Here is a 20,634-nt window from a genome sequence, read left to right on the forward strand (position 1 = left end):
GTACTTCGGCTTTGACCTGTCGCGCGAGCTCGAGCCGTTGCCGGTGTTCGTGGGCGAGTACGCCGAGGCCGCGCGCCAGCTGATCGCCGATGCGGCCGCGCGTGGTGAACTGCGGCATCCGTCGGTGCGGCGCAATCAGCCGGTGGTGGATGAAATCCGTGAAGTGCGTCGCCGTCTTGGCAGCGAGGTGGCGCGTCTTGGACAGAAGGAGCTCGCCGCGTGGTATCGCGCGCGCATCGGAGATCTCACGAGTTGGGACGCGATACGTGCGACGACCATGCTGGTGGACCGTCGCGATTTTCTCAGCGCCGATCAGCTGGCGGCGGCGCGGGCTCTGCCCGATGTCGTGCAGGTGCGCGACAAGGATGTCGGCATTGAATACGACTTCGAGGAGCACGACGACGGCAGTGCCGTGAAGGTGGCGCGCCTGCGGTTGCCCGAGAAGCTGGCCCGCACATTGGTGCAGGAAGAGCTGCCCACACTCGATCGCGATCTGCGATTCATCGTAGTGCGCGGGGCGCGTGGCGCCGTGCGCGCGGCCGATCTGCTCACATTGCAGGAGCGGCTGGATCTGCCGTTCACCGACGAAGAGCGGGCGGCGCGTGATCGGGCCCGCGATGAACACCGGAACCGCGATCGCGGTGGTCGCCGCGGGCGCGATGGGGATGGGCGTTCGGGTTCACGTGGGCATGGCGGCCCCGGTGGCTCTGGTGGTGGCCACAAGGGTCGTGGCGGTCACCGGCATCCCGGCAAGGGACGGCGTCGGCGATAGCCGATCGCCGATCGCCCTGGGGCAGACGCTCAGTCGGGCAGTGTCGTCTGATACTGCTCGGTGCGTGTGGTGACGAACCCGCGCGCGAGATAGCTGGGCAGCGCGGCGGGCGCATCGAGCGTGCAGGTGTGCAGCCACACACGGGTGGCGCCGAGCCGGAAGGCTTCCTGCACCGCGCCGTGTACGAGCAATGCACCAAGACGTTTGCCCATCAATCGATGGTCGAGTCCGAGGTACACAATCTCGACACTGCCATCGGTATGCTGTTCGAGTTCGAGCATGCCGCCGGCCGGGGCCTCTGCCGTATCGTCGTGGGCCTGCACCACATACACGTGGACACCCGCGCCATCGAGGTGCGTGCGCAGCGCGTCGTCACTCCACGTGTCACGGTCATGCCAGTGCCACGGGCCTCCGATCTGCGCGTAGAGCGCGCGCCACGCGGGGATCGAGCAGTGCGTGAGTGCCTCGAGCCGGAGGCGCGGGGCGCTCGTCGCTTCAGGGGGAGCGACCGGAGCCACCAACTGCTCCAGGTGTTCGATGGCGAGGTAGGTACGCGTGACGTCGACCAGGCGCGGCATCCGTCGATAAGCTGGAGAGAAGTCAGTCTGCGAGGTCGCGCGCGCCCTGCAGCAACTCACCCAGCGCGCGCTCCACCGTGCCGCTCCAGCGCGAGAGCTGGTCGCGCAATGCCGCCAGCTCCTGACGTGCAACGGCCGTTTGCGCGGCGGCATCATCGTGCATCACCGTCAGCTCCACGACACGCTCGCGGAGTACCTCCACTTCCGACAGCGCGCGGCGATGATCCCGCTCGGTGCTCTCGAGCAGGTCCTGTGTGCCGGCGCGGGTCTGCGTGAGCAGCGTGCACATGGCCCGCCACGCGTCGCGCTCGATGGCCAGCTGTTCGCGTGCCCCACGATCTTCGGCGAGGCGTTCACGCAGGCGCACGAGCCGCTGCACCAGCGAGCCGTTGCCGTTGATGGCGGTGCCCGGCCCGAGGATGGCAAGAGCTGCCTGCAGTTCGCGATCGAGTTCGGCGGCGCGGCGCGCGTGTTCGTCGCGCGCCAGTCGCGCTTCATCGAGCGTGGTGAGGGCTTCGCGCAGCGCCCGCAACTCGACCGCGATGCGCCGCACACCGCGCGCATCGCCCTCGGAGACGAGCCATCGCAGCGATGCCACGAATCCCCGCTCGAGCGTGAGATCCGGTTCCTGACCCTGTGCGTCGACCGCGCCGGCTGGCGTGCGGGGCGTGTTCATGCGAGCCGCCGAACCGGAATCAACGCGCCCCCGCGCTGCGGGCCCGGTGCCGCGCGGCCTTGGCCCGATTGCCACAGGTCCCCATGTCGCACCAGCGGCGCAGGCCATTCTTGGTGGCGTCCAGGAACACCCGATGACAGCGCGGATCGGCACAGCGTCGGATACGCGAAAGCTCCTGGTCGACGAGCGATTCGGCGGCCGATTCGACGATTGGAATCATGAGACCGGCGAACGCATCACCCGTGGGCACGAAGCTGCGCGAGTAGCTGCCGTCGATTTGCGGATCGATCCGACGTGTGCCGGCACTGCGCCCAAGCACCCGGTTGATTTCCACCACCGCATCGTCGCGCACACGCGCCACCTGCTCACCACGCTCGGAGAGCGCACGCAGCGCGGCGCGCACGCGGCGTGCGTCCACCAGCGTCGCCGCCGCTGCGGCTGGCTGCAGCACGGCGCGACGGCGAATACCGCCCGCACGTTCTTCGTCCACGGCGTCCTGCTGCTGCAGCCAGGTCAGCAGCGCCTCGAAGTCGCGCAACAAATCCCCGCCGGGCGATTGCGCGGCGGCATCCGTGTTGACGAAATCGAGCCAGAGGCGCGTGCGGGGCGGCAGCGGACCGGGAAGTCGCTCGCTCGCCGCCACATCCTGCGCGTCGTGGGGCGTGACGGCCATGCAGCGGGGGTAATCGGGAAGGGCCCAACGGGTGGGCGCCCGTGAAGATCGTTAAGCTTATACTCGCGTGCACGTGGCTGCGAGCAAGCCGCCGACAGGAATTGCACGTGCCTCGATGGCCCTCTGCCCGTGCCGCCCGTGCTCGACCTGTTTCGCCGCGTCATTGTCGGCTCCACCAACCCGGTCAAGATCGCTGCCGTCCGTGCGGTGGTGACGCGAATACTGCCCGACGCCGAAGTGGTGGGCGTGTCGGTGCCCAGTGGTGTGCCAGATCAGCCGATTGGCGATGTCGAGACCCAAGCGGGGGCGCGCCAACGGGCGCAGCTCGCACTCGTGGCAGGCGCCGGTACACTCGGTGTCGGCCTGGAGGGAGGCATCGTCGTGCTACCTGACGGCGCCATGCGCAGCTGCGCATGGGCCGTGGTCGTCGATGCGAATGGGCAGGAAGGTGTGGGCGGGTCGCTGTCCATGCCCATTCCGGACATCGTCGCGGCGCGCATTCGCGACGGCCAGGAGCTGGGATATGCCATGGACGCCGTCGCCCGCGTGACGGGCACCAAGCACGGCCAAGGAGCCGTTGGCATTCTCACGGCGGGGCTGGTGGACCGCCAGCGCGCCTACGAGCCCATGGTGGCCTACGCGCTGGCTCCGTGGTTGGCGCCCGAGCTGTTCGCGGCCTCAGAACCCTGAGGCCGCGGTATCACTTGCTCGTCACCCGCGGCCGATCATTCTGGCTTGCGGTAGACCAGCGCAGGAATGGTCGTGGCGCGCAGCACTTCATCGGTCACGCTGCCCAGCACGAGTCGCTTGAATCCACCGCGGCCATGGGTGGCCATGGCAATCGCGCCCGCTCGTTGATCGCGGGCGGCGTCTTCGACGGCGCGGGCCACGCTCATGTCGTGTACGGCCGACCAGGTGGTGCCCGCCGGACAATCGGCGGCCACGCGGGAGAGATATTCCTCCCGTCCTGACGTCTCCGCTTCCAGTGCTTCGCTGTCGGCCAGCAGCGCTTCTGCGCCGAAGGGCGCCATGGGGATGGCATGTGGCACCGCGACGCCAATGAGGTGCATGCGCAGCTCCAGCGCCGCCGCGAACGTCCGGGCATGGGGCAGCATCGATTCGGAGAACGGCGAGCCGTCGAGTGGGCAGATGAGGACATCGCCCGCCAATGCCTCACCGGTCGATTGGTCCTGTTCGCCGGTGCCTGGCACGAGCAGCACCGGCATGGTGGCGCGCGTGAGGAACGCCGTGGCGACGCTGCCCAGGCGCAGTCGTTCGAATCCGCTGCGTCCGTGCGTGCCCATCACCGTGAGGTCGACGCTGGCCTGCTGGGCGTGTTCTTCGAGCGCTTCCACGATGGTGCCTTCAAGCAGGGCGCCGCTGGCGTTCACGCCAGCACTGCGCAGCTGTTCGACAGCCCCGTCGAGCACCTTCTGGTCATGTTGCCGGTGCGTGGAGACAAGCTCCTGATCGTACACGGGGATGGAGACCTCGCCCGGCACGAAGGGGATGTACGCGCTCGGGTCGTGCACGATGGCCACGCGCACCGATGCGCCGGTGTGGCGGGCAATCGCGGCCGCCAATGGAAGGGCCCGCGCACTCGGCGCCGAGCCATCATAGGGTACGAGAATGGTCCGATACATGCCTTGAGGGTGCGGGCGCGCAAACGAATCGGCCAGAGGGGATTCCCCGACCCGGGTCACGACGCCGTCACGACGTCCCTCATGGTACCGCGCAGCGGCTGGGACGTGCCCTCGCGCACGGGTCCGCAGGGACGTCACCGGTGGGCGATTGGCTAGATTACGGACATGTCGAATACCCCGTCAGACCCGTCGACCGTACCGGCCGCCGGCAGCTATGTCCGCAAGGGATTTGGTCTCAAGGCGGAAGTGCAGGAGACGCTCGCGGCCGACTACACCGGCCACCTCGTGGACCTGCTGCGCGAGCGCGACTACGTGCTCGAAGCCGGTGATACCACGATCCGGCTGGCCCGTGAATTCGGGTTCTGCTATGGTGTGGAGCGCGCGGTGGACTATGCCTACCAGACGCGTCGCAAGTTTCCCGAACGTCGCATCTTCCTGGCCGGCGAGATCATTCACAATCCGCACGTGAATGCGAAGTTGCAGGAGATGGGTGTCATCTTCCTGTCGGCGAAGGGCAAGGGCTTCGACTACGATCCGGTGGAACCGCAGGATGTGGTGATCCTGCCGGCGTTCGGCGTGACCATCCAGGATTTTCAGACGCTGCGTGAGCTGGGGTGTGTGGTGGTGGACACCACCTGCGGCTCGGTGCTCAACGTGTGGAAGCGTGTGGAAGCCTATGCGCGCGACGGGTTCACATCGTTGATCCACGGCAAGTACTACCACGAGGAGACGCGCGCGACGGCCTCACAGGTGGAGAAGTACAACGGTGGCCAATATCTGGTGGTGCGCGATATGGCCGAAGCCGAGTTGGTGATGGACTATCTGGAAGCGCGTGCGGGCGTGCAGCCGGCGCGCGAGCCGCTGTCCCGCGAGGCGTTTCTCGAGCGGTTTGCCAAGGCCGCCAGCGATGGTTTTGACCCCGACGTGCATCTCGAGCGCGTGGGGGTGGCCAACCAGACCACGATGCTGGCGCGTGAGTCGCTGGCGATCGGCGCCGCAGTGGGCGAGTCGATGACACGCGGCTACGGCGAAGCACATCGTGCGGAGCATTTCCGCACCTTCGACACGATCTGCAGTGCCACCCAGGACCGGCAGGATGCGGTGATGGAGCTGCTGCGCGATCCGCTCGACCTGATGGTCGTCGTGGGTGGTTACAACTCCAGCAACACCATCTCGCTCGCCGCGCTGTGTGCGGAGCAGGTGCCGACATACCACATTGCCGATCCCGACGAGATCGATGTGGCAGGCAACCATGTGCGCTATCGGCGCATTGGGGCCAAGCACCATGAGGACGAGATGCAGCCGTGGCTGTCCACCGAGGGGCCGCTGCGTATCGGCATCACGGCTGGTGCGAGCACGCCCAACAACAAGATCGGGCAGGCGGTTGCCAGGGTCTTTGCCATTCGCGGCGTGGACGCCGCCAGCATCGCATGACGTCCTGGAGGGCCCTATGGCGCCGCGCAGTAGTGGCCGGTGTGACTGCAGCGGTTGCCGCCGCATGTCGTGCCGGCGGGCCTGCCCCGACTAGTGCGCCTGGTGCGGTTGCGCCACCCACGTCGCCGGTGGTGCGCATGTTGCTGGTCAACGATGTGTACGTCACTGATACGCTGCGTGACGGAACGGGTGGGTTGGCGCGGGTGGCCGCCTTTCGTGATTCCGTGGAACGGGCCACCAGATCCCGCGTGTTGTTCGTGCTGGCCGGTGATGTGTTGTCGCCCAGTGTGCTGAGCAAATGGTACGGCGGGGCGCAGATGGTGGACGCCTTCAACGCCGCCCGGCTCGACTGGGCCACGCTGGGCAATCACGAGTTCGATGGGTCGCGGGCGAACCTCGTGTCGCGTCTCGGAGAATCGAAGTTCCGTTGGCTGGCCGGCAACTGCACCGAGGCCAATGGCACCGCCTTCCCCGGTGTGCGCGAATGGGACACGCTCAACGTGTCCGGTGTGAAGGTGGGGATCTTCGGCACCAACATCGTGCTCGAGTATCCGTCGTACGTACGCTGCCGCAATGCCGATTCGGCCACCACCGTGCTGGTGGATACGCTGCAGCAGCAGGGCGCAGAGCTCATTGTGGGGCTCACGCACCGCCTGATGCACGAAGACTCCGCCTCGCTGGCGCACGAGCCACGCATTCACAGCATCCTCGGCGGACACGATCACGACGGCAAACGCGTGTCGTTGAATGGACGTGTGGTGGTGAAGGCCGTATCCAACTCACGGACGGCGTACCTCGTGACGTTCACAAAAACGGGCAGCGGTTGGTCGGTACAGGATCAGGAAGTGCGTTTTGGCCCGGGCATGCGCGACGACCCGGTTACGCGCGCTGCGGTGAATCGGTGGGTCGATACCCTCACGCGCCGCATTGGCCCCGACCGGGTGTTGGGTGTGGCGGTTGAACCCATCAACGCCATCGACTCGATCTCGAAGCGGGAAAGTCCGTTCGGCAACATGATCGTGGACGCGATGCGCGCGGGAACGGGCGCCGATGTGGCGATGATCAATTCGGGCGCACTGCGCTTCGATGACATCATGCCGGCCGGTCCGATCACCCGGCACATGATCGAGGCGATCTTCCTGTTCGCGGACGAAACGCGCGCGGTGACATTCCCGATCACTGGTGCTCGGCTGCGTGAACTGATCGAGGTGGGCATTCGCCTTGGTGGTCTGGGCAGCGGCCCCTATCCGCAGGTGAGCGGTGTGCGCTTTGAGTTCGATGCGCGCCAGCCGAGTGGCGCACGCGTGATTGGGCCACTCCGGCGCGATGACGGACGGGTGATTGCGCCGGGTGATACGGTGCGGCTGTCGTTCGTGACATACCCCGCGTGCCGCAGTGGCGATGGCTATCGCATCCCCGAGGCGGCGGCGGTGTGCGCGGAGCATGATCGCGCGCCGACCTCCTTTCCGCGCACAGCGGACCTGGTGATGCAGCATCTGGAGCGGATGAACGGGCGTATTCAGATGCCGGCGACGGGGCGGGTGAAGAGGCTGGACCGGTAACTGCGGGAACTGCGGGGGCTGGAACCACGGGAGCTGGAACCACGGGAGCTGGAACCACGGGAGCTGGTGAAACGGGTTCAAACGGTGGGCAAAGGAACGGGAGCTGAAACCACTGCGTGGTTCCAGCTCCCGTTTTTTTCACCGTAGTACCAGCTCCCGTGGGCCCAGCTCCCGTTTCACCAGCTCCCGTAGGCCCAGCTCCCGTCACTCCAGCCCCCGCCGTCCAAGCGGTGGTCAGTAGACCTCAAAAATGCCCGCCGCCCCCATGCCTCCCCCAATGCACATGGTCACCATCCCGTAGCCACCTCCGCGGCGATGCAGTTCGTGCAGCAGCTGCGTGGTGAGCTTGGCGCCGGTCGCGCCAAGCGGGTGGCCCAGTGCGATCGCGCCACCGTTCACGTTGATGATGTCGGTGGGCATATCGAGTTCCTTGATCACGGCCAGCGCCTGCGCAGCAAACGCCTCGTTGAATTCGATCAGCTTGAGATCGGCGAGTGTGAGTCCGGCGCGCTTGAGTGCTTTGGGTACGGCCTTGATGGGGCCCACACCCATGATGTCGGGCTCCACACCTGCCACCGCAAAGCTCACGAAACGCGCGAGTGGTGTGAGGCCCAATTCCTTCGCCTTGTCGGCACTCATCACCAGCACCGCCGCCGCACCGTCGGAGTACGGGCTGGCGTTGCCGGCAGTGACCGAACCGGTTGGCACAAAGGCCGGGCGCAACTTCGCGAGGCCTTCCATCGTGGTCTCGGCGCGTGGGCATTCGTCCACTTCGAACACCACATCCTTCACCGTCTTCTCGGCGCCCTTCCACGAATAACGCGGCGTGGTGATGGGCACGATCTCTTTCGCGAACACCCCCGACGCCAGCGCGGCCACTGCCTTGCGCTGACTGTCATACGCGAACTGGTCCTGCTGTTCGCGTGTGATCTCCCATCGCTTCGCGACGCGTTCGGCGGTGAAGCCCATGCCGATGTACGACTCGGTGATTTCCGGCGAGAGGCGGGCATTGTACCCCGACATCGGCACCTGCGACATCATCTCGATGCCGCCGGCCATCACCGCGTCGCCCTGGCCCGCGATCACCGCCTGCGCGGCGTATGCCACCGACTGCAGGCCGGACGAACAGAAACGATTGATGGTGGCGGCGGCCGTGCTCACAGGGAACCCACCGCGCAGCCACGCGAGACGGGCGTGGTTCAACCCCTGCGACGCTTCGGGCATCGCACAGCCCCACTGCACATCCTCGATGATCGCGGGATCGATGCCCGCACGATCGATCGCGGCCTTCATCACGGCCGATGACACGTCCACCGGATGCATCGCTGCCAACCCACCATCGGCCTTACCACGGCCCACGGCGGTGCGCGCAGCACTGACGATCACAACCTCGGTCATTGCTCTATCTCCTGGCGCGCTCAGTTGCGCAGCGGCTTGCCGGTCTTGAGGGTGTAGGCGATGCGTTCCTGCGTCTCCTTGGTGCCAAGAAGGCTCATGAACTGCTCGCGCTCGAGGTCCAGCAGGTCCTGCTCGGTCACATCACGCGCCGCGCCATCACCACCGCACAGCACGTAGGCCGCGGCGCGACCGACGCGCACATCATGCGCGCTGGCCTGGCCCGCTTCCTTCGCGGCCCACAGCGCATACTCGAGATTGCCCAACCCCTCACGACCCAGCGCGCGCACCGTGCGCTCGATGGGCGGCAGGTAACCAGGCGCCAGGTCGAGCACGCGCCGCTTGGCGTCGGCGATCTGATGATCGCGGTTCATGCTGATGCGATCGCGCGTGCTCAGGAATCCGAGTGCATGCGCTTCGGGGGCTGATGTGCTCGTGGTCGCAAAGGCGATGAGCTTGAACGCGCGCTTCACGGCGGCGAACAGGTCCACCTCTTCATACTGCTGCAGTTCGCCGGTGAAGCGCACCAGCAGTTCCTTGGTGCCACCGCCGCCAGGAATGAGACCCACGCCGGCTTCCACGAGACCCATGTATGTCTCGGCGTGTGCCTGCACCGCATCGGCGTGCAGCGTGAACTCCGCACCGCCGCCCAACGTCATGCCGGCCGGCGCCACCACCACCGGGAAGGGCGCGCGGCGAATGGACATCACGGCGTCCTGGAACGCCTTGCACGACACGGCAATGTCATCCCATGCGCCGGCCGAGATGGCGAACGACACGAGTGAAAGGTCGGCGCCCACACTGAAGGCGCGTGCGTCTTCGTTGCCGATGACGAGACCGTTGAAGCCCAGCTTCTCGATCTTGCGCAGCGACTTCTCGAGCCCTTCCAGGACACCGGCACCGAGACTGTTCATCTTCGAGCGGAACTCGAAGCATGCCACGCCATCGCCGAGATCGATGAGGCGGGAGAGACCATTGTCCTCGAGCACGCGACCACTCTGCGCGAGATTCGCCAGCGAAATGCGACCCGGGATGGCCGGCACCGGCTCGTACGTGCCGTCGAAGGTGAGGTACTCCCCGTTCTTGTAGAACGACCCCTGTGCGAGATCGAGCAGGGGGGGAATGACGAGACCCTGCGCGCGGAATTCCTCCCGCAGCCAGTCGAGACCGAGCGCGTCCATCACCTGAAACGGACCGGCTTCCCAGCCGTAGCCCCACTCCATCGCCCGGTCGATCGCGACCAGATCGTAGCCCAACTGCGACGCCAGCGTCAGCGTGTAGTGCGCCACGTCGACCAGGTGATCGCGCAGGAACGCACCCTGCGCCCCTGGCACCGCCTTCGCGGCTGGCAGGCGCTGCGCAATCGGCAAACGAATGGCCTGTCCGATGTCACCACCTTCGAGGCGCTGCTGCGGCACGTACTGCGATGTCTTCCAGTCCCACGTCAGCGTGCCGGTCTTGGTCTTCTGGTAGAAGCCACCACCGGTCTTATCGCCCAGCTTGCCCGTGGCCACCAGCTCGGTGAGCATCCAGCCCGGCAGCGCAAAATCTTCACCCGTCGCGGCGCCGATGCCCTTGGTGACGTGCGCCAGCACATCGAGGCCTGACAGATCGCCGGTGCGGAACGTGGCGGTGCGTGCGCGTCCGATCAGCGAACCGGTGAGGCCGTCCACTTCATCGATCGTGAGACCATGTTCCTGCATGCGGCGCATCGTGGCCACCATGCCGTACACACCCAGTCGATTGGCGATGAAGCCCGGCACATCCTTCGCAATGACGATACCCTTGCCCAGCGTGCGCTCGGCGAACTCGCGCATCGCCCCGATCACCGACGGATCCGTCTCCGGCGTCGGGATGATCTCGAGCAGGTGCATGTAGCGCGGGGGATTGAAGAAGTGCGTGCCAAGAAAACGGCGACGGAACTTCTCGCTGCGCCCCTCGAGCAACACCGCCATCGGGATGCCCGAGGTGTTCGACGAGATGATGGCCGTGGGCTTCGTCAGCGCTTCGATGCGCTCGAAGAGCTGCTGCTTGGGCGCCGGCTGCTCGATGATGGCTTCGCAGATCCAGTCGCACTCGGCAAGCCACTTGAGATGATCTTCCGTGTTGCCGGTACGCACACGCGCAGCCGCGGCAGCCTCCATGAACGAGGCCGGCTTGCTCTTGATGGCCTTCTGCAGCCCGTTACGGGCCGGCGCACTGCGATTGGGGGACGCGGGGTCGGCATCACCCGGAATATCGAGCAGCACGACGCGGCAGCCCGCTGACGCGGCAAGCGCGGCGATGCCGCTGCCCATCGCGCCGGCGCCCACCACGCCGACAGTCGTCACATGCATGCACTTTTCTCCGTGAGGGATACGGAAAAGATCCGTCCCGGAGCTGCCGGACGGAAGGGCGAGATCGAAGTGAATATGACGTTTCCGTCATATTTGTACCACCGCTGCATCAAAGCTGCGGATGGCGCCCCGTGATGTCGGTGTAGAGTCTGCGGATGCGGGCGATGCCAACGTTGGCGTCTGTTTCCCACGCCTCCGTGGTCGGCCCCAGTCGTACCACTCGTCGTCCCCAATCAAACGCGACACAGCAGATCGGCACGCCAGCACCTTGCGCCACGTGCCAGAAACCGCTCTTCCACGCCGTCACCTGTTTGCGTGTGCCCTCGGGGGCGAGCGTGAGCACGAACTGCGGATGCGCGCGGAATTCGGCGATCGTCTGCTCCACCACGTTTGTCTTGGCCCGCCGATCGATGGGAATACCACCGATGGCCCGCATGAACCATCCGAGCGGGGGACGGAACAGCGACGCTTTGCCCCACCAGCTCGAGCCGAAACCCAGCGCCCACTTGGCGGCGAGGCCGATGATGAAGTCCCAGTTGGATGTGTGCGGCGCGACGATCACCACGAACTGGGGCAGATCAGGCATTCGTCCCTCGAATCGCCAACCGGTGCGTTGCATCCACCACAGCCCGAGGCGCTGGAGCCAGGGGTGCCGGGACTGCGGGACATTGGGACCGAGGTGCCAGTCTGCATCGGATGCGCTGGCGAGTGGGCGGGACATGGCGTTCATTTGACGCATGACCCTCCGAATCCGCAAGCGGTTTCCGCAACTGAACTCGAAGAATCCCGTGCTGCGCCCCGCATTGACTCTCGGCGCTGCGGCCATGTGCATGACGTTGTCACTACTGCCGGCTGCGACACTGCAGGCACAATCGGCGGTGGAAGGACCGCTGGTGTTGCGCCTGCCGTCGAGCGCGCGGGTGCTGGGCATGGGCAACGCCGGTCTGTCGTCGAATGACGCCGATGTGGTGCTCTACAATCCGGGCATGCTGATCTCTGCGCGCGGCGTGGCGGTTTCGCTGCAGCGCTACGGATCTGAAGCCACGGCTGGCTCTCTGGCTACCGTCACCACGGTTGGCTCACTGACGGTTGGTGTGGCGGGGCAGATGTTGCATTGGCAGTCGCCCACGGCCAACTACGCCGACGCACTGCGGTTTGGCGCGACCCATCTCTCGGATGGTGCGAGCGGACGCACGCCAGTACATGCAGGCAGCAGCGCATTCACGCTTGGCGCGGCACGCACGGTGAAGGGGCTGCGTGTGGGCGCCGCCGTGAAGTACGCCGAAGATCGTGTGGGTGCCAACACCGATGGTGTTGCGGCGTTCGATGTTGGTGCCTCGCGCGCGTTCGGTCCGGCCATGTTGTCGGTGGTGGCGCAGAATCTGGGTCTCGGACCGAGCATCAACGGCACCAAGGCTGCGCTGCCGCGCCGCATCGGCGTCGGCTGGGGCGGTGGCCCAATGTCGCTCTGGGAGCACTGGGACCTTGGCATGCAGGCGCAGCTCACCGTCGAAGGCGATGACTGGTTCGTGCGTCCAGCCGGCGGCGTGGAGCTGGGCTACGTACCGATCGAAGGTGTGTCGATCACCTTCCGCAATGGCTTGCGTCTGCCGCGTGAACGCGATGAACCTCTCGTGACGGCCGGCCTTGGCGTGACCATCGATCGGTTCTCGTTCGACTATGCCATGGAGCCGATGCGCGGTGGTCGTCCGGTCTCACATCGCGTGGGCATTCGCCTCAAGTAACAGCTTCTCCGCACCAGAACGACGATGGCCGAGTGCTCGATGTCATGAGCACTCGGCCATCGTCATTTTCTGCGTTCTTCAAGACCGTTTCAGGAGCAGCTTGGACGGCCGCGCGGCAGGGCGATGGTGCAGTTCTTCGTCGTGCCGTCTTCGGTGATCACCAGCTTCGCCGTGGCGGTACCATCGTAGGTGAGTACTTCCTTGCGCGATGTGGACTTGGCGGTGCCGCCGTCGAGCGTGGTGGTAGCGGTCATCACGCGTGTCACCTTGCCGGCCTTCGGATAGGTCGCGGCGGTCGCGGAGACCGGGATCACGAGTCCCACCGTGGTGTCGGAGGCGGTGCGCGTGGCGGTGAACTTGTCGCCGTCGCGATTGGTGCCGGCGGCAGTCTCGGTGCCGAACGACGTACCGTTCACTGTGCGCTCGGTACTGGCGGCGGTGAGTCCGGTCACGGTGCGATCACTGCGGCTGTTCACGGTGGCAGTGACGCTGCCATCGCGACTGCGCGTGGTGGTACCGCTCACCGTGGTGCGGGTGCGCACCGAGTTGGTGGTCGTCGTGTCGATCTTGGACTGCGCCGCACCCGCGGCCGTCTTGATGCTGTAGATCGTGGTGACCGTCAGTCCGTTGCGTGTGTTCGGACCGCAGGTGAGATCACCGGTGCTCGCGGCAAACACGCATGTGGAATCGATGCGTACACCGAAGGCTCCGCGGCCGGGGCCACGTCCCGGTGTGAACTGACCAAGGAAGTTGCCGTCGAGTCCACCGCCCATCATGCCGCCGGCGCCGGGGCCACCCGGTCCCCCGCGACGTGGCCCTCCCCAGGGCATGCCACTGTCGTTTGCTGCGGCGGCGTAGCTCGTGGAGGCGTACTCCATGCCGGATGGCGTGGAGTTGAGCGCACTCGCAAAGGAGAGTGCGGTGGACGGTGATCCGAGGTTGTCCGTCTTGCAGGCGGCGAGTGATGTCAGCGCACACAGCGCGACAGGCGCGAGCAACGGACGAAGGCGTGCACGTGTCATGGGTGAGGCCCCAACGTTGGGTCCGTGGTCGCCAACGACGATCGTCGGCGCCAGCAGCGGACGTCCGGAGCAGGGAACACCGACCAACCCTCACACCCTATTCGCCCGCTGTGAGCAGGTCAGTCGTCGCCGCGATTCAGGAACGGGGACAACTTCTCACGCAATTGACGCAGTGCACGGCTCATGTTGGCTTCGACGGCCTTCACGGTGACGCCGAGTTGTTCGGCGATCTCACTGTAGCGCAGGTTGCGTTCGCGACTCATGAGAAACACTTCGCGTGTGCGCGGCGGCAGTTCGGCGATCGCGTCGCGAATGGCCACTTCGAGTTCGGCGGCCTGTGTGTCGGCATCGGCCTGTTCAGCCGGTTCGACGAGAGCTTCCACGAAGACCTGCGTCTTACGGCGCACCTGCAGATGCCGCAGATGGTTCAGGGCGCGGTTGCGGGCCGCCTGCAGGAGGTAGCCGGGAACACTGCTGCCATCGGGCAGGCTCTCGCGCCGGCGCCACAGCTCCAGAAAGACATCCTGCGCCAGCTCCTCGGCCACACCCGGCTCATGCAGGATGCGATTGGCCGCCCGCACCACCGGGGGGTACCACTCCCGGAAGATCGCGTCGAACGCCGAATGGTCACCGCTTCGGAGGCGGGCCAGCAGATCGGTGTCGGTCACGGTGTGATGACGGAGAAGACGAGGAGGAAGTGTATGGGACGGGGCGCGCGTGAGACGGGGCGCCCGGTGCATCGTACGCTGATATACTAAACCGGTGCCCGCCAGTGTCGGGCGCGCCGGCGGGATTTGCCCAGAGCCGTGGGTACCCGTCGGAAGGACGTAGGGTACTCCACCATCACGGTGTCTTCCGGGCATGTCCGAGGAAATCCGTCCAGTTCCAACAGAAGCCGATTGGGATGCAATCGGCCGCTATCTCGCCGGCGAAAGTGATGCCAGCGAGGCCGCGGTCGTGGAGGCGTGGTTGGCCGCCCATCCGGAAGACGCCGCGCTGGTCTCGCTCGTTAATACCCGCGCGTCCCGCTTCGATCAGGTGGCGGACGATGCGGCAAACCTGGTGATCGACACCGAGGCGGCCCTGCGTACGGTGCGCGGCCGACTCGCCGACGAAGCGCCGGCCCGACCCACGCTGCGTGTGGAGCAGGGGGGCGCGCCTCGCCCCGCCAGCGCGCCGGCTTCGGTCCGTTCGGCGCCATCGCGCCGCTGGCGCACGATGGGCGTGGCGATTGCCGCTGGCCTCATGGCAGTGGTGGCCATCTCGCAGTTTCGCGCGCGTGGCGAAGCGCCGCGTGAATATCAGACGGCCGTGGGACAGCGGGATTCCGTTCGCCTCCCCGATGGCAGCACGGTGGTGCTCGCCCCGGGCAGCCGCCTGGTGCTGGCTTCGGCGTATGGCAAGGACAGCCGCGACGTGACGCTCGAGGGCGCCGCGTTTTTCGAGGTGGTGCACGACAGTACGCGGCCGTTCACGGTGCACGCCGGTGGCGCGGACATTCGCGACATCGGGACAGCCTTCAGCGTGAAGACGGGCATCGATGGTGCGGTGTCGGTGGCGGTCACGCATGGCATCGTCTCGGTGGGCAACACGGCCTCGGTGGCGCCGGTGGAGTTGCATGCTGGTGATCGTGGCGTGCTGGCGGCCGGGCAACTGGCGGTGGCGCGCGGGGTCGTCACGGCAGAGGACGTCGCCTGGACACATGGGCAGCTGGCCTACCGGGATGCACCACTCAGTGAAGTGCGCGCGGACCTCAAGCGGTGGTACGGGGTTGATCTGCAGATCACCGACAGCGCGCTTGCGGCCCGTACGCTCACCGCCTCCTTCAAGGGTGATTCGGTGGCGCAGGTGGTGCGCCTGATTGCCCTCGCGCTGGGTGCGGATGCCGTGCAGCGTGGGGACAGTGTGTTGTTGCAGCCGCAGGGTATGACTCCGCCGTCCACGCCGTGACCGGAGTTGGTGAACGAAGCGCATCGCCTGGAAAGGTCGGATGAAGCGCAGGTCCCCGAGACGTAGCGCGGCGCTTCGGCGAGCCGCCATGGGGGCGACGACAGTGATTCTGTCGATCGTCCCATTGGCGTTGCTGCATGCCGACGAGCCCACCTGCGTGGCGCGTCTCGTGTCGGATGATCGCACGGCACTGTGGGCGCCGCCGCTCGATCGAATCGTGAACGTGCGACTCGCTGACTTGTCATTGCGCGATGCGCTCGATCGCGTGGCCGCGATCGCCAAGGTGGAGTTGTCGTACAGCAACGACCTCCTGCCGGACGACCGCCGAGTGTGCCTGTCGCTCGACCGGGTTCCGGTGGGCGCGGTGATCGAATCGCTGCTCTCCGGCTCCACGCTGCGCCCCATCGTACTGGGCACGACGCAGGTGGTGCTGGCGCCCACGCGCGAACGCGCGGTGGCCGTGGAGAGCGCGGTGATTCCGCGCCGAGCCAGCGTGCTCGATCGTGTGGTGGTGACGGGGTCTCCCGATGGCGCGGCGCAGCGTGGTTCACCATTCGCGCTCGACGTGGTGGACGGCGCGACACTCGCGCAGCACGGCGCGACAACGCTGGGTGAAGCGCTCGATCTGGCGGTGCCAGGTATCTGGACGTGGACTGCCAGCGCTGGCTCGGTGTCGGCGCGCTACGGCAGCATTCGCGGAGCGAGTTCCTTCGGGGTCACGGCGCCCAAGATCTATCTCGACGGTATCGAGGTCGCGAACCCGCTGCTGGTCACGCAACTCGATCCCTCACGGGTTGCCCGTGTGGAAGTGATCCGTGGCCCTCAGGGCGCGGCGCTGTATGGTGCGGATGCGATCAGCGGTGTGGTCAACATTCTCACACGGCATGACGGCACCGCCACCGGCGCTCCGCAGCTGCAGCTGTCAACAGCCGCCGGCGTATCGGCCACGGCATACGCGCCGCGCAACGCGTTCGTACAGGATCATGCCATCTCATTCCGGGCTGGCACTCCCGCGCGCAGTGTGGGGCTCGGTCTCAATGTCGGTACGATCGGCGCGTACGTGCCGGGCGCGTCGGAGCAGCGCCTGCTGGCCGATGCCGATGGACGTCTGGCCCGCAGCCGCTCGGTGTTCACGGGAACGGCTCGCCTGTCCCTGCAGCGTGCGAACGCGAGCAATGGGCTCATCAATCCATTGGGCGGTGGGTTCGGTGGAGAGTTCGGCGCCAGTGCCGGCACTAGTGGGTTGCTCGACGTCGGTCCGCGCCGCACCAGTGTGACACCACCGCTCTCGGTGAACACCACGCCGCCGCTCGACAGTGGAATGCAGCACGGCACCATCGGCGACAGTGCGAGTGGTCAGCGGCTCATGCAGTACACCGTCGGCGGAAGCGCGTCATACATGCCGGACCTGCACTGGACACATTCGTTCATTGTGGGCGTCGACGGATTCCGTCTGCAGGGGCTGTCGGTCTCCTCGGTGCCGACGACCATGAACGGAGCGCCGTCTTCGACCGCCGGTGCTGGCGAAAGCACGGGCGATCGTGGCACGCTGCGGTGGCGTTCCGTCGGGCGATTCGATGTCGCGCCGCAGACGTTGCTCACGATGACATTTGCTGGCGAGCAGTCGGTCACCCGCGAGCTGCTGTCGACGACAGAAGCCGCGTTGAAGCAGCCATACGAGGCGAATGCCGCGGTCATCGGCATTGCCCGCACGCCGTCGCGCATGATCGCCGAGCAGAGTTGGTACGGCAGCTCGGGTGTGTCGGCACAGGGCATGCTGGCCTGGCATGACCGGCTGTTCGCATCGGCCGGGCTGCGTGCCGAACGCACCACCGGTGCGACGCTCAACACGCAGAACGCGCTGTTGCCGATGCTGGGGCTCGCCTATGTGGAAGACATCGGTAACACGGTGCTCAAGTTCCGTGGAGCGTTCGGACGTGGCATCCGTCCGGCGCGCTCCCTCATGCGCACCAGCTCCTGGATGAGTGCCGGGCAGTTGCAGGCGATGACCAGCTTGCAGCCCGAGTCGCAGCAGGGCACAGAGTTTGGCGCGGACCTGTTGATTGGCTCACGCTACGGATTGCATGTGACCCGTTTCGATCAGCGTGCTTCGGGGTTGATCCAGCCGGTGGCGCAAGTGCAAACCACGGTGGGCGCGAACGGCCGGATGCAGCGTACCATGGTGTATTCGCTGCAGAACGTTGGCGCCATCACCAACCGCGGCTGGGAGCTCGAAGGCTCGACCCGACTGCAGAAGCTCTCGCTGGCCGCCACCATGTCCTTGGTGGACAGTCGCGTGGCGCGCCTGGCGCGTGGCTATCGCGGTGAGTTGCGTGAAGGCGATCGCATGTTCGACGTGCCAGCCAATACGGTGAGTCTGTCGGCGTCGTATGTGATGGGTCGCTTCACGCTGGCCTCGAGCGCCACGCGCGCAGCGGACTGGGTGGGTTACGATCGCGCCCGCATCGGTTCCGAGCTCAATGGCGGTGGTGCGGCCAGTCAGGGCTTTGAAGGCGGCATGCTTCGCAACTACTGGACGAGCTACGATCCCATCACCCGCTGGCGGGCCAATCTCACCTACCGGCTGCGTGGCGACCTGTCCATCGTGACCGGCGGTGACAACCTGCTCAACGTGCAGCGCGGTGCGCCCGACAACGCCACGGTGACGGCAGGACGCACGCTTACGTTCGGGTTGCGCACGATCTTCTAGGGCGAGCCTCTGATCCTCTGGCTCGATGCAAAAACCTCACGAATGCGGTGTGCGGCATTCGTGAGGTTTCTTCTTTGTGCGGGCTGGTACGACGTGCGCAGCGATCAGGGCAGTCGCGTAAACCCGACGTCATCCAGCAGGATCGCCCCCACACGCTTCCGGTCGAACACCAGGCGGATGCTCCGCACCGTGGCCGGGTCGAACGACGGGTTGGCAGCGGTGAATGCCGTGAGCGGTGCGACGTAGGTTTGCATCACCTGTTCGCTGAGCGTGGAGAACTGTGCCTTGTCGCGTCCCTTGCGGCGGTAGACGTAGCTCTCGATCGGCATGCGCACCGCGCCCAGCGTGCTGAGTGGTACGCGCGCCACGCGCCCTGCGCCATCTTCCACTTCGACCGTGAAGTCGGGCGCGATGGTGTCTTTCTCCGGCTTCTTCGCGGGCGGCTTCGGTGTCTTGGCTGCGGGCTTCTTGCTGGCAGTGTCCTTGGCCGCCGAGTCGGCCCGCGCGGGCCGTGGCACCTTGCGCGCACCGGGCTTCTGGTCGGTGGTGCCGATGGTGAAGAGCAGGGCGCTTTGCGCACCCACGTTCCATGCACGACGCAGCGAATCGGGCACGCTGATGCTCACGCGAGCCGGCCAACGGGCCACGGTGGAGTCCGCGCCCGCGGCCGGTGTGTTGTTCCAGCCAATCGTCGCGGCATTGCTGCGGAACGTGTTCGTGCGCGAGCGCGTGGTGACATCGCTCTCCTTCCACGAGCTCACCGAGTCGGCCGCGATGCGCACACCAGGCGCGGTGCCCGATGACACGTCCACGTCTTCATCGAACGTGGCCAGCCACTGTGAGCGCGCGTCGGCATAGCGCGTGAGGTACATCGTGGGCGGCAGCCAGTCGCCGGCGCTCCGGTAGTCACGGAAGATCGCGCGGTACTCGTCCTTGCCCTTGAGCGTGGCGTCGAGGAACCCACCAATCACCACTCGGCCGAAGCGCCGCTGCTCCTCGCCATCGATGAGCGCTTTGAGTTGCAGCGCCCGCACCGAGTAGGCGCCGTTGTCCTTGTTGTTCCAGACCGTGTTCCACTGACCGTGATTGGCGCGATGCATCCAGATCGCGCTCTTGAACTCGGTCCCCGGCCGTGTGTAGCGAAAGCGATTGTACTGCGTGAGCCCCGAGAAATTCGACACGTCGCCATCATGCGATCCGTGAATGACCAGGTAGTTGTAGTCGCTCACCGGTGTTGGCTGTTCGGCGGGGCGGTACTGGCCATCGACCGGCGCAATGGCGACGAGCGCCTTGATGTCGAAGTTGAAGTCGAACTTCTGCGTGGCGTCGTCCGGATAAGCGGGCAGACGATTGAACGCGCCGGCAATCGCCACGGCCTCGCCACCGCGTGAATGCCCCATGAGCCCGATGCGCGTCATGTCGATCTTGCCGTGCAGTGGCTTGCCCGTCGAATCGTTGAGCGCCCGGAAGACCTCGAGGTGCTTGAGCAGCATCCAGCCGCGGGCATCGTTCTCGCCGCGGATGTTGCCGTTCAGGAAATTCTCGTCGATGGAGGCGAGGATGTATCCCTTGGAGGCGAGCAGCTCGCCCAGCCATTGATAGCCGGGATCGGAGAACTCCTTCATGTTGTGGTTGCCGTGCACGACGAGCACGAGCGGGAAGGGGCCGTTGCCTTCCGGATACCACACCCGGGCGTTGAGCGGGAACTTGGTGTTGTCGTAGCCCCAGTACTTCTTGCGGCTCTTCGCGATGGGCGGATCCATGCGTGCGAACGGCGACGCGTCGACGGTGCCCGTGCGGTAGGTGATGGAGTCGCGGAACTCGGGGCGCCGGATGTCCTTGCCGCTACCGTAGTACAGCGTCCTGAACGCCGTCGTGCCCGGTACCCCGGGGTTGGGCGCCGTGATGGTCCGATGAGCAAGCACCGTGGCGGCGTCGCTCTGGGCAATGGTCAGCGGCTGCGCGCAGCCCTGAAGCAGAAGGGCGGCCGCCACTGCAGGAACGGCCACCGAAGGCAGACGGAGGGTCATGCCGGACGTTATCCGGCCGTCCGTCCCCCCGCCACCATTGGGACTGGTCGTGCGCGTGCTTGTCGGGCTCCCAGGGCCCGGGCCCAGGTCCCCTCGCGTAGCGCTTCG

The 20,634-nt window shown here is 66.2% G+C and carries 16 protein-coding genes and 1 pseudogene; 7 read left to right on the forward strand and 10 right to left on the reverse strand.

Going from position 1 to position 20,634, the window contains the following annotated elements:
• Positions 1 to 772, forward strand: a pseudogene (locus tag VGE27_RS01795) (DEAD/DEAH box helicase); the annotation flags it as partial.
• 29 nt (positions 773 to 801) lie between these two features.
• Here the strand turns inward: VGE27_RS01795 and VGE27_RS01800 are convergent.
• From VGE27_RS01800 to VGE27_RS01810, 3 genes are read right to left on the reverse strand one after another with little or no spacing between them, the layout of a single operon-like run.
• Positions 802 to 1,350 (reverse strand): GNAT family N-acetyltransferase, encoded by a 549-nt coding sequence (locus VGE27_RS01800; RefSeq protein WP_331047917.1) that lies wholly within the window; start codon positions 1,348 to 1,350, stop codon positions 802 to 804.
• Between the two features lie 22 nt (positions 1,351 to 1,372).
• Entirely contained in the window at positions 1,373 to 2,026 is a 654-nt protein-coding gene (locus VGE27_RS01805) for a hypothetical protein (protein WP_331047918.1), read from the reverse strand.
• 19 nt (positions 2,027 to 2,045) lie between these two features.
• Entirely contained in the window at positions 2,046 to 2,699 is a 654-nt protein-coding gene (locus VGE27_RS01810; RefSeq protein WP_331047919.1) for a CGNR zinc finger domain-containing protein, read from the reverse strand.
• Positions 2,700 to 2,837: 138 nt separating this feature from the next.
• On the opposite strand from VGE27_RS01810, the gene yjjX reads away from it, so the two are divergent.
• Positions 2,838 to 3,389 (forward strand): inosine/xanthosine triphosphatase, encoded by a 552-nt coding sequence (gene yjjX, locus VGE27_RS01815; protein WP_331047920.1) that lies wholly within the window; start codon positions 2,838 to 2,840, stop codon positions 3,387 to 3,389.
• A 35-nt stretch (positions 3,390 to 3,424) separates the two neighbouring features.
• Here yjjX and VGE27_RS01820 read toward each other — a convergent pair whose 3' ends face one another.
• A complete protein-coding gene (locus VGE27_RS01820; RefSeq protein WP_331047921.1) occupies positions 3,425 to 4,342 on the reverse strand; it encodes a universal stress protein in 918 nt (305 codons plus the stop codon).
• Between the two features lie 165 nt (positions 4,343 to 4,507).
• Between VGE27_RS01820 and VGE27_RS01825 the strand changes: the two genes are divergently transcribed.
• The gene (locus VGE27_RS01825) at positions 4,508 to 5,776 is read left to right on the forward strand and encodes a 4-hydroxy-3-methylbut-2-enyl diphosphate reductase (RefSeq protein ID WP_331047922.1); all 1,269 of its coding nucleotides are present in this window, start codon (positions 4,508 to 4,510) and stop codon (positions 5,774 to 5,776) included.
• A gap of 137 nt (positions 5,777 to 5,913) precedes the next feature.
• Positions 5,914 to 7,338 carry a bifunctional metallophosphatase/5'-nucleotidase gene (locus tag VGE27_RS01830; RefSeq protein ID WP_331047923.1) on the forward strand — a complete coding sequence of 475 codons (1,425 nt, stop codon included), beginning with the start codon at positions 5,914 to 5,916 and terminating at the stop codon, positions 7,336 to 7,338.
• A gap of 234 nt (positions 7,339 to 7,572) precedes the next feature.
• Here the strand turns inward: VGE27_RS01830 and VGE27_RS01835 are convergent, their stop codons facing one another.
• The 3 genes from VGE27_RS01835 to VGE27_RS01845 form a co-directional block, all read right to left on the reverse strand.
• The gene (locus VGE27_RS01835) at positions 7,573 to 8,736 is read right to left on the reverse strand and encodes a thiolase family protein (RefSeq protein ID WP_331047924.1); all 1,164 of its coding nucleotides are present in this window, start codon (positions 8,734 to 8,736) and stop codon (positions 7,573 to 7,575) included.
• 20 nt (positions 8,737 to 8,756) lie between these two features.
• Complete coding sequence (locus tag VGE27_RS01840; protein WP_331047925.1) at positions 8,757 to 11,069, reverse strand: 3-hydroxyacyl-CoA dehydrogenase/enoyl-CoA hydratase family protein; 2,313 nt, start codon at positions 11,067 to 11,069, stop codon at positions 8,757 to 8,759.
• A 109-nt stretch (positions 11,070 to 11,178) separates the two neighbouring features.
• Positions 11,179 to 11,655: a lysophospholipid acyltransferase family protein gene (locus VGE27_RS01845; RefSeq protein ID WP_331047926.1), complete on the reverse strand. Its 477-nt coding sequence runs from the start codon at positions 11,653 to 11,655 to the stop codon at positions 11,179 to 11,181.
• Positions 11,656 to 11,806: 151 nt separating this feature from the next.
• On the opposite strand from VGE27_RS01845, the gene VGE27_RS01850 reads away from it, so the two are divergent.
• Positions 11,807 to 12,814, forward strand: a complete 1,008-nt coding sequence (locus VGE27_RS01850; protein ID WP_331047927.1) for a hypothetical protein — start codon at positions 11,807 to 11,809, stop codon at positions 12,812 to 12,814.
• 89 nt (positions 12,815 to 12,903) lie between these two features.
• Here the strand turns inward: VGE27_RS01850 and VGE27_RS01855 are convergent, their stop codons facing one another.
• Both VGE27_RS01855 and VGE27_RS01860 read right to left on the reverse strand, forming a co-directional pair.
• On the reverse strand, positions 12,904 to 13,836 hold the full coding sequence (locus tag VGE27_RS01855; RefSeq protein WP_331047928.1) for a hypothetical protein: 933 nt from the start codon (positions 13,834 to 13,836) through the stop codon (positions 12,904 to 12,906).
• A 119-nt stretch (positions 13,837 to 13,955) separates the two neighbouring features.
• Positions 13,956 to 14,504: an RNA polymerase sigma-70 factor gene (locus tag VGE27_RS01860; RefSeq protein ID WP_331047929.1), complete on the reverse strand. Its 549-nt coding sequence runs from the start codon at positions 14,502 to 14,504 to the stop codon at positions 13,956 to 13,958.
• 193 nt (positions 14,505 to 14,697) lie between these two features.
• Between VGE27_RS01860 and VGE27_RS01865 the strand changes: the two genes are divergently transcribed.
• Both VGE27_RS01865 and VGE27_RS01870 read left to right on the forward strand, forming a co-directional pair.
• On the forward strand, positions 14,698 to 15,786 hold the full coding sequence (locus tag VGE27_RS01865) for a FecR family protein (RefSeq protein WP_331047930.1): 1,089 nt from the start codon (positions 14,698 to 14,700) through the stop codon (positions 15,784 to 15,786).
• A gap of 88 nt (positions 15,787 to 15,874) precedes the next feature.
• On the forward strand, positions 15,875 to 18,496 hold the full coding sequence (locus tag VGE27_RS01870; protein ID WP_331047931.1) for a TonB-dependent receptor: 2,622 nt from the start codon (positions 15,875 to 15,877) through the stop codon (positions 18,494 to 18,496).
• A gap of 104 nt (positions 18,497 to 18,600) precedes the next feature.
• Here the strand turns inward: VGE27_RS01870 and VGE27_RS01875 are convergent, their stop codons facing one another.
• Positions 18,601 to 20,526 (reverse strand): alpha/beta hydrolase family protein, encoded by a 1,926-nt coding sequence (locus tag VGE27_RS01875; RefSeq protein WP_331047932.1) that lies wholly within the window; start codon positions 20,524 to 20,526, stop codon positions 18,601 to 18,603.
• Between the last annotated feature and the right edge of the window lie 108 nt (positions 20,527 to 20,634).

The organism is Gemmatimonas sp., from assembly GCF_036405635.1.
GTDB lineage: Bacteria > Gemmatimonadota > Gemmatimonadetes > Gemmatimonadales > Gemmatimonadaceae > Gemmatimonas.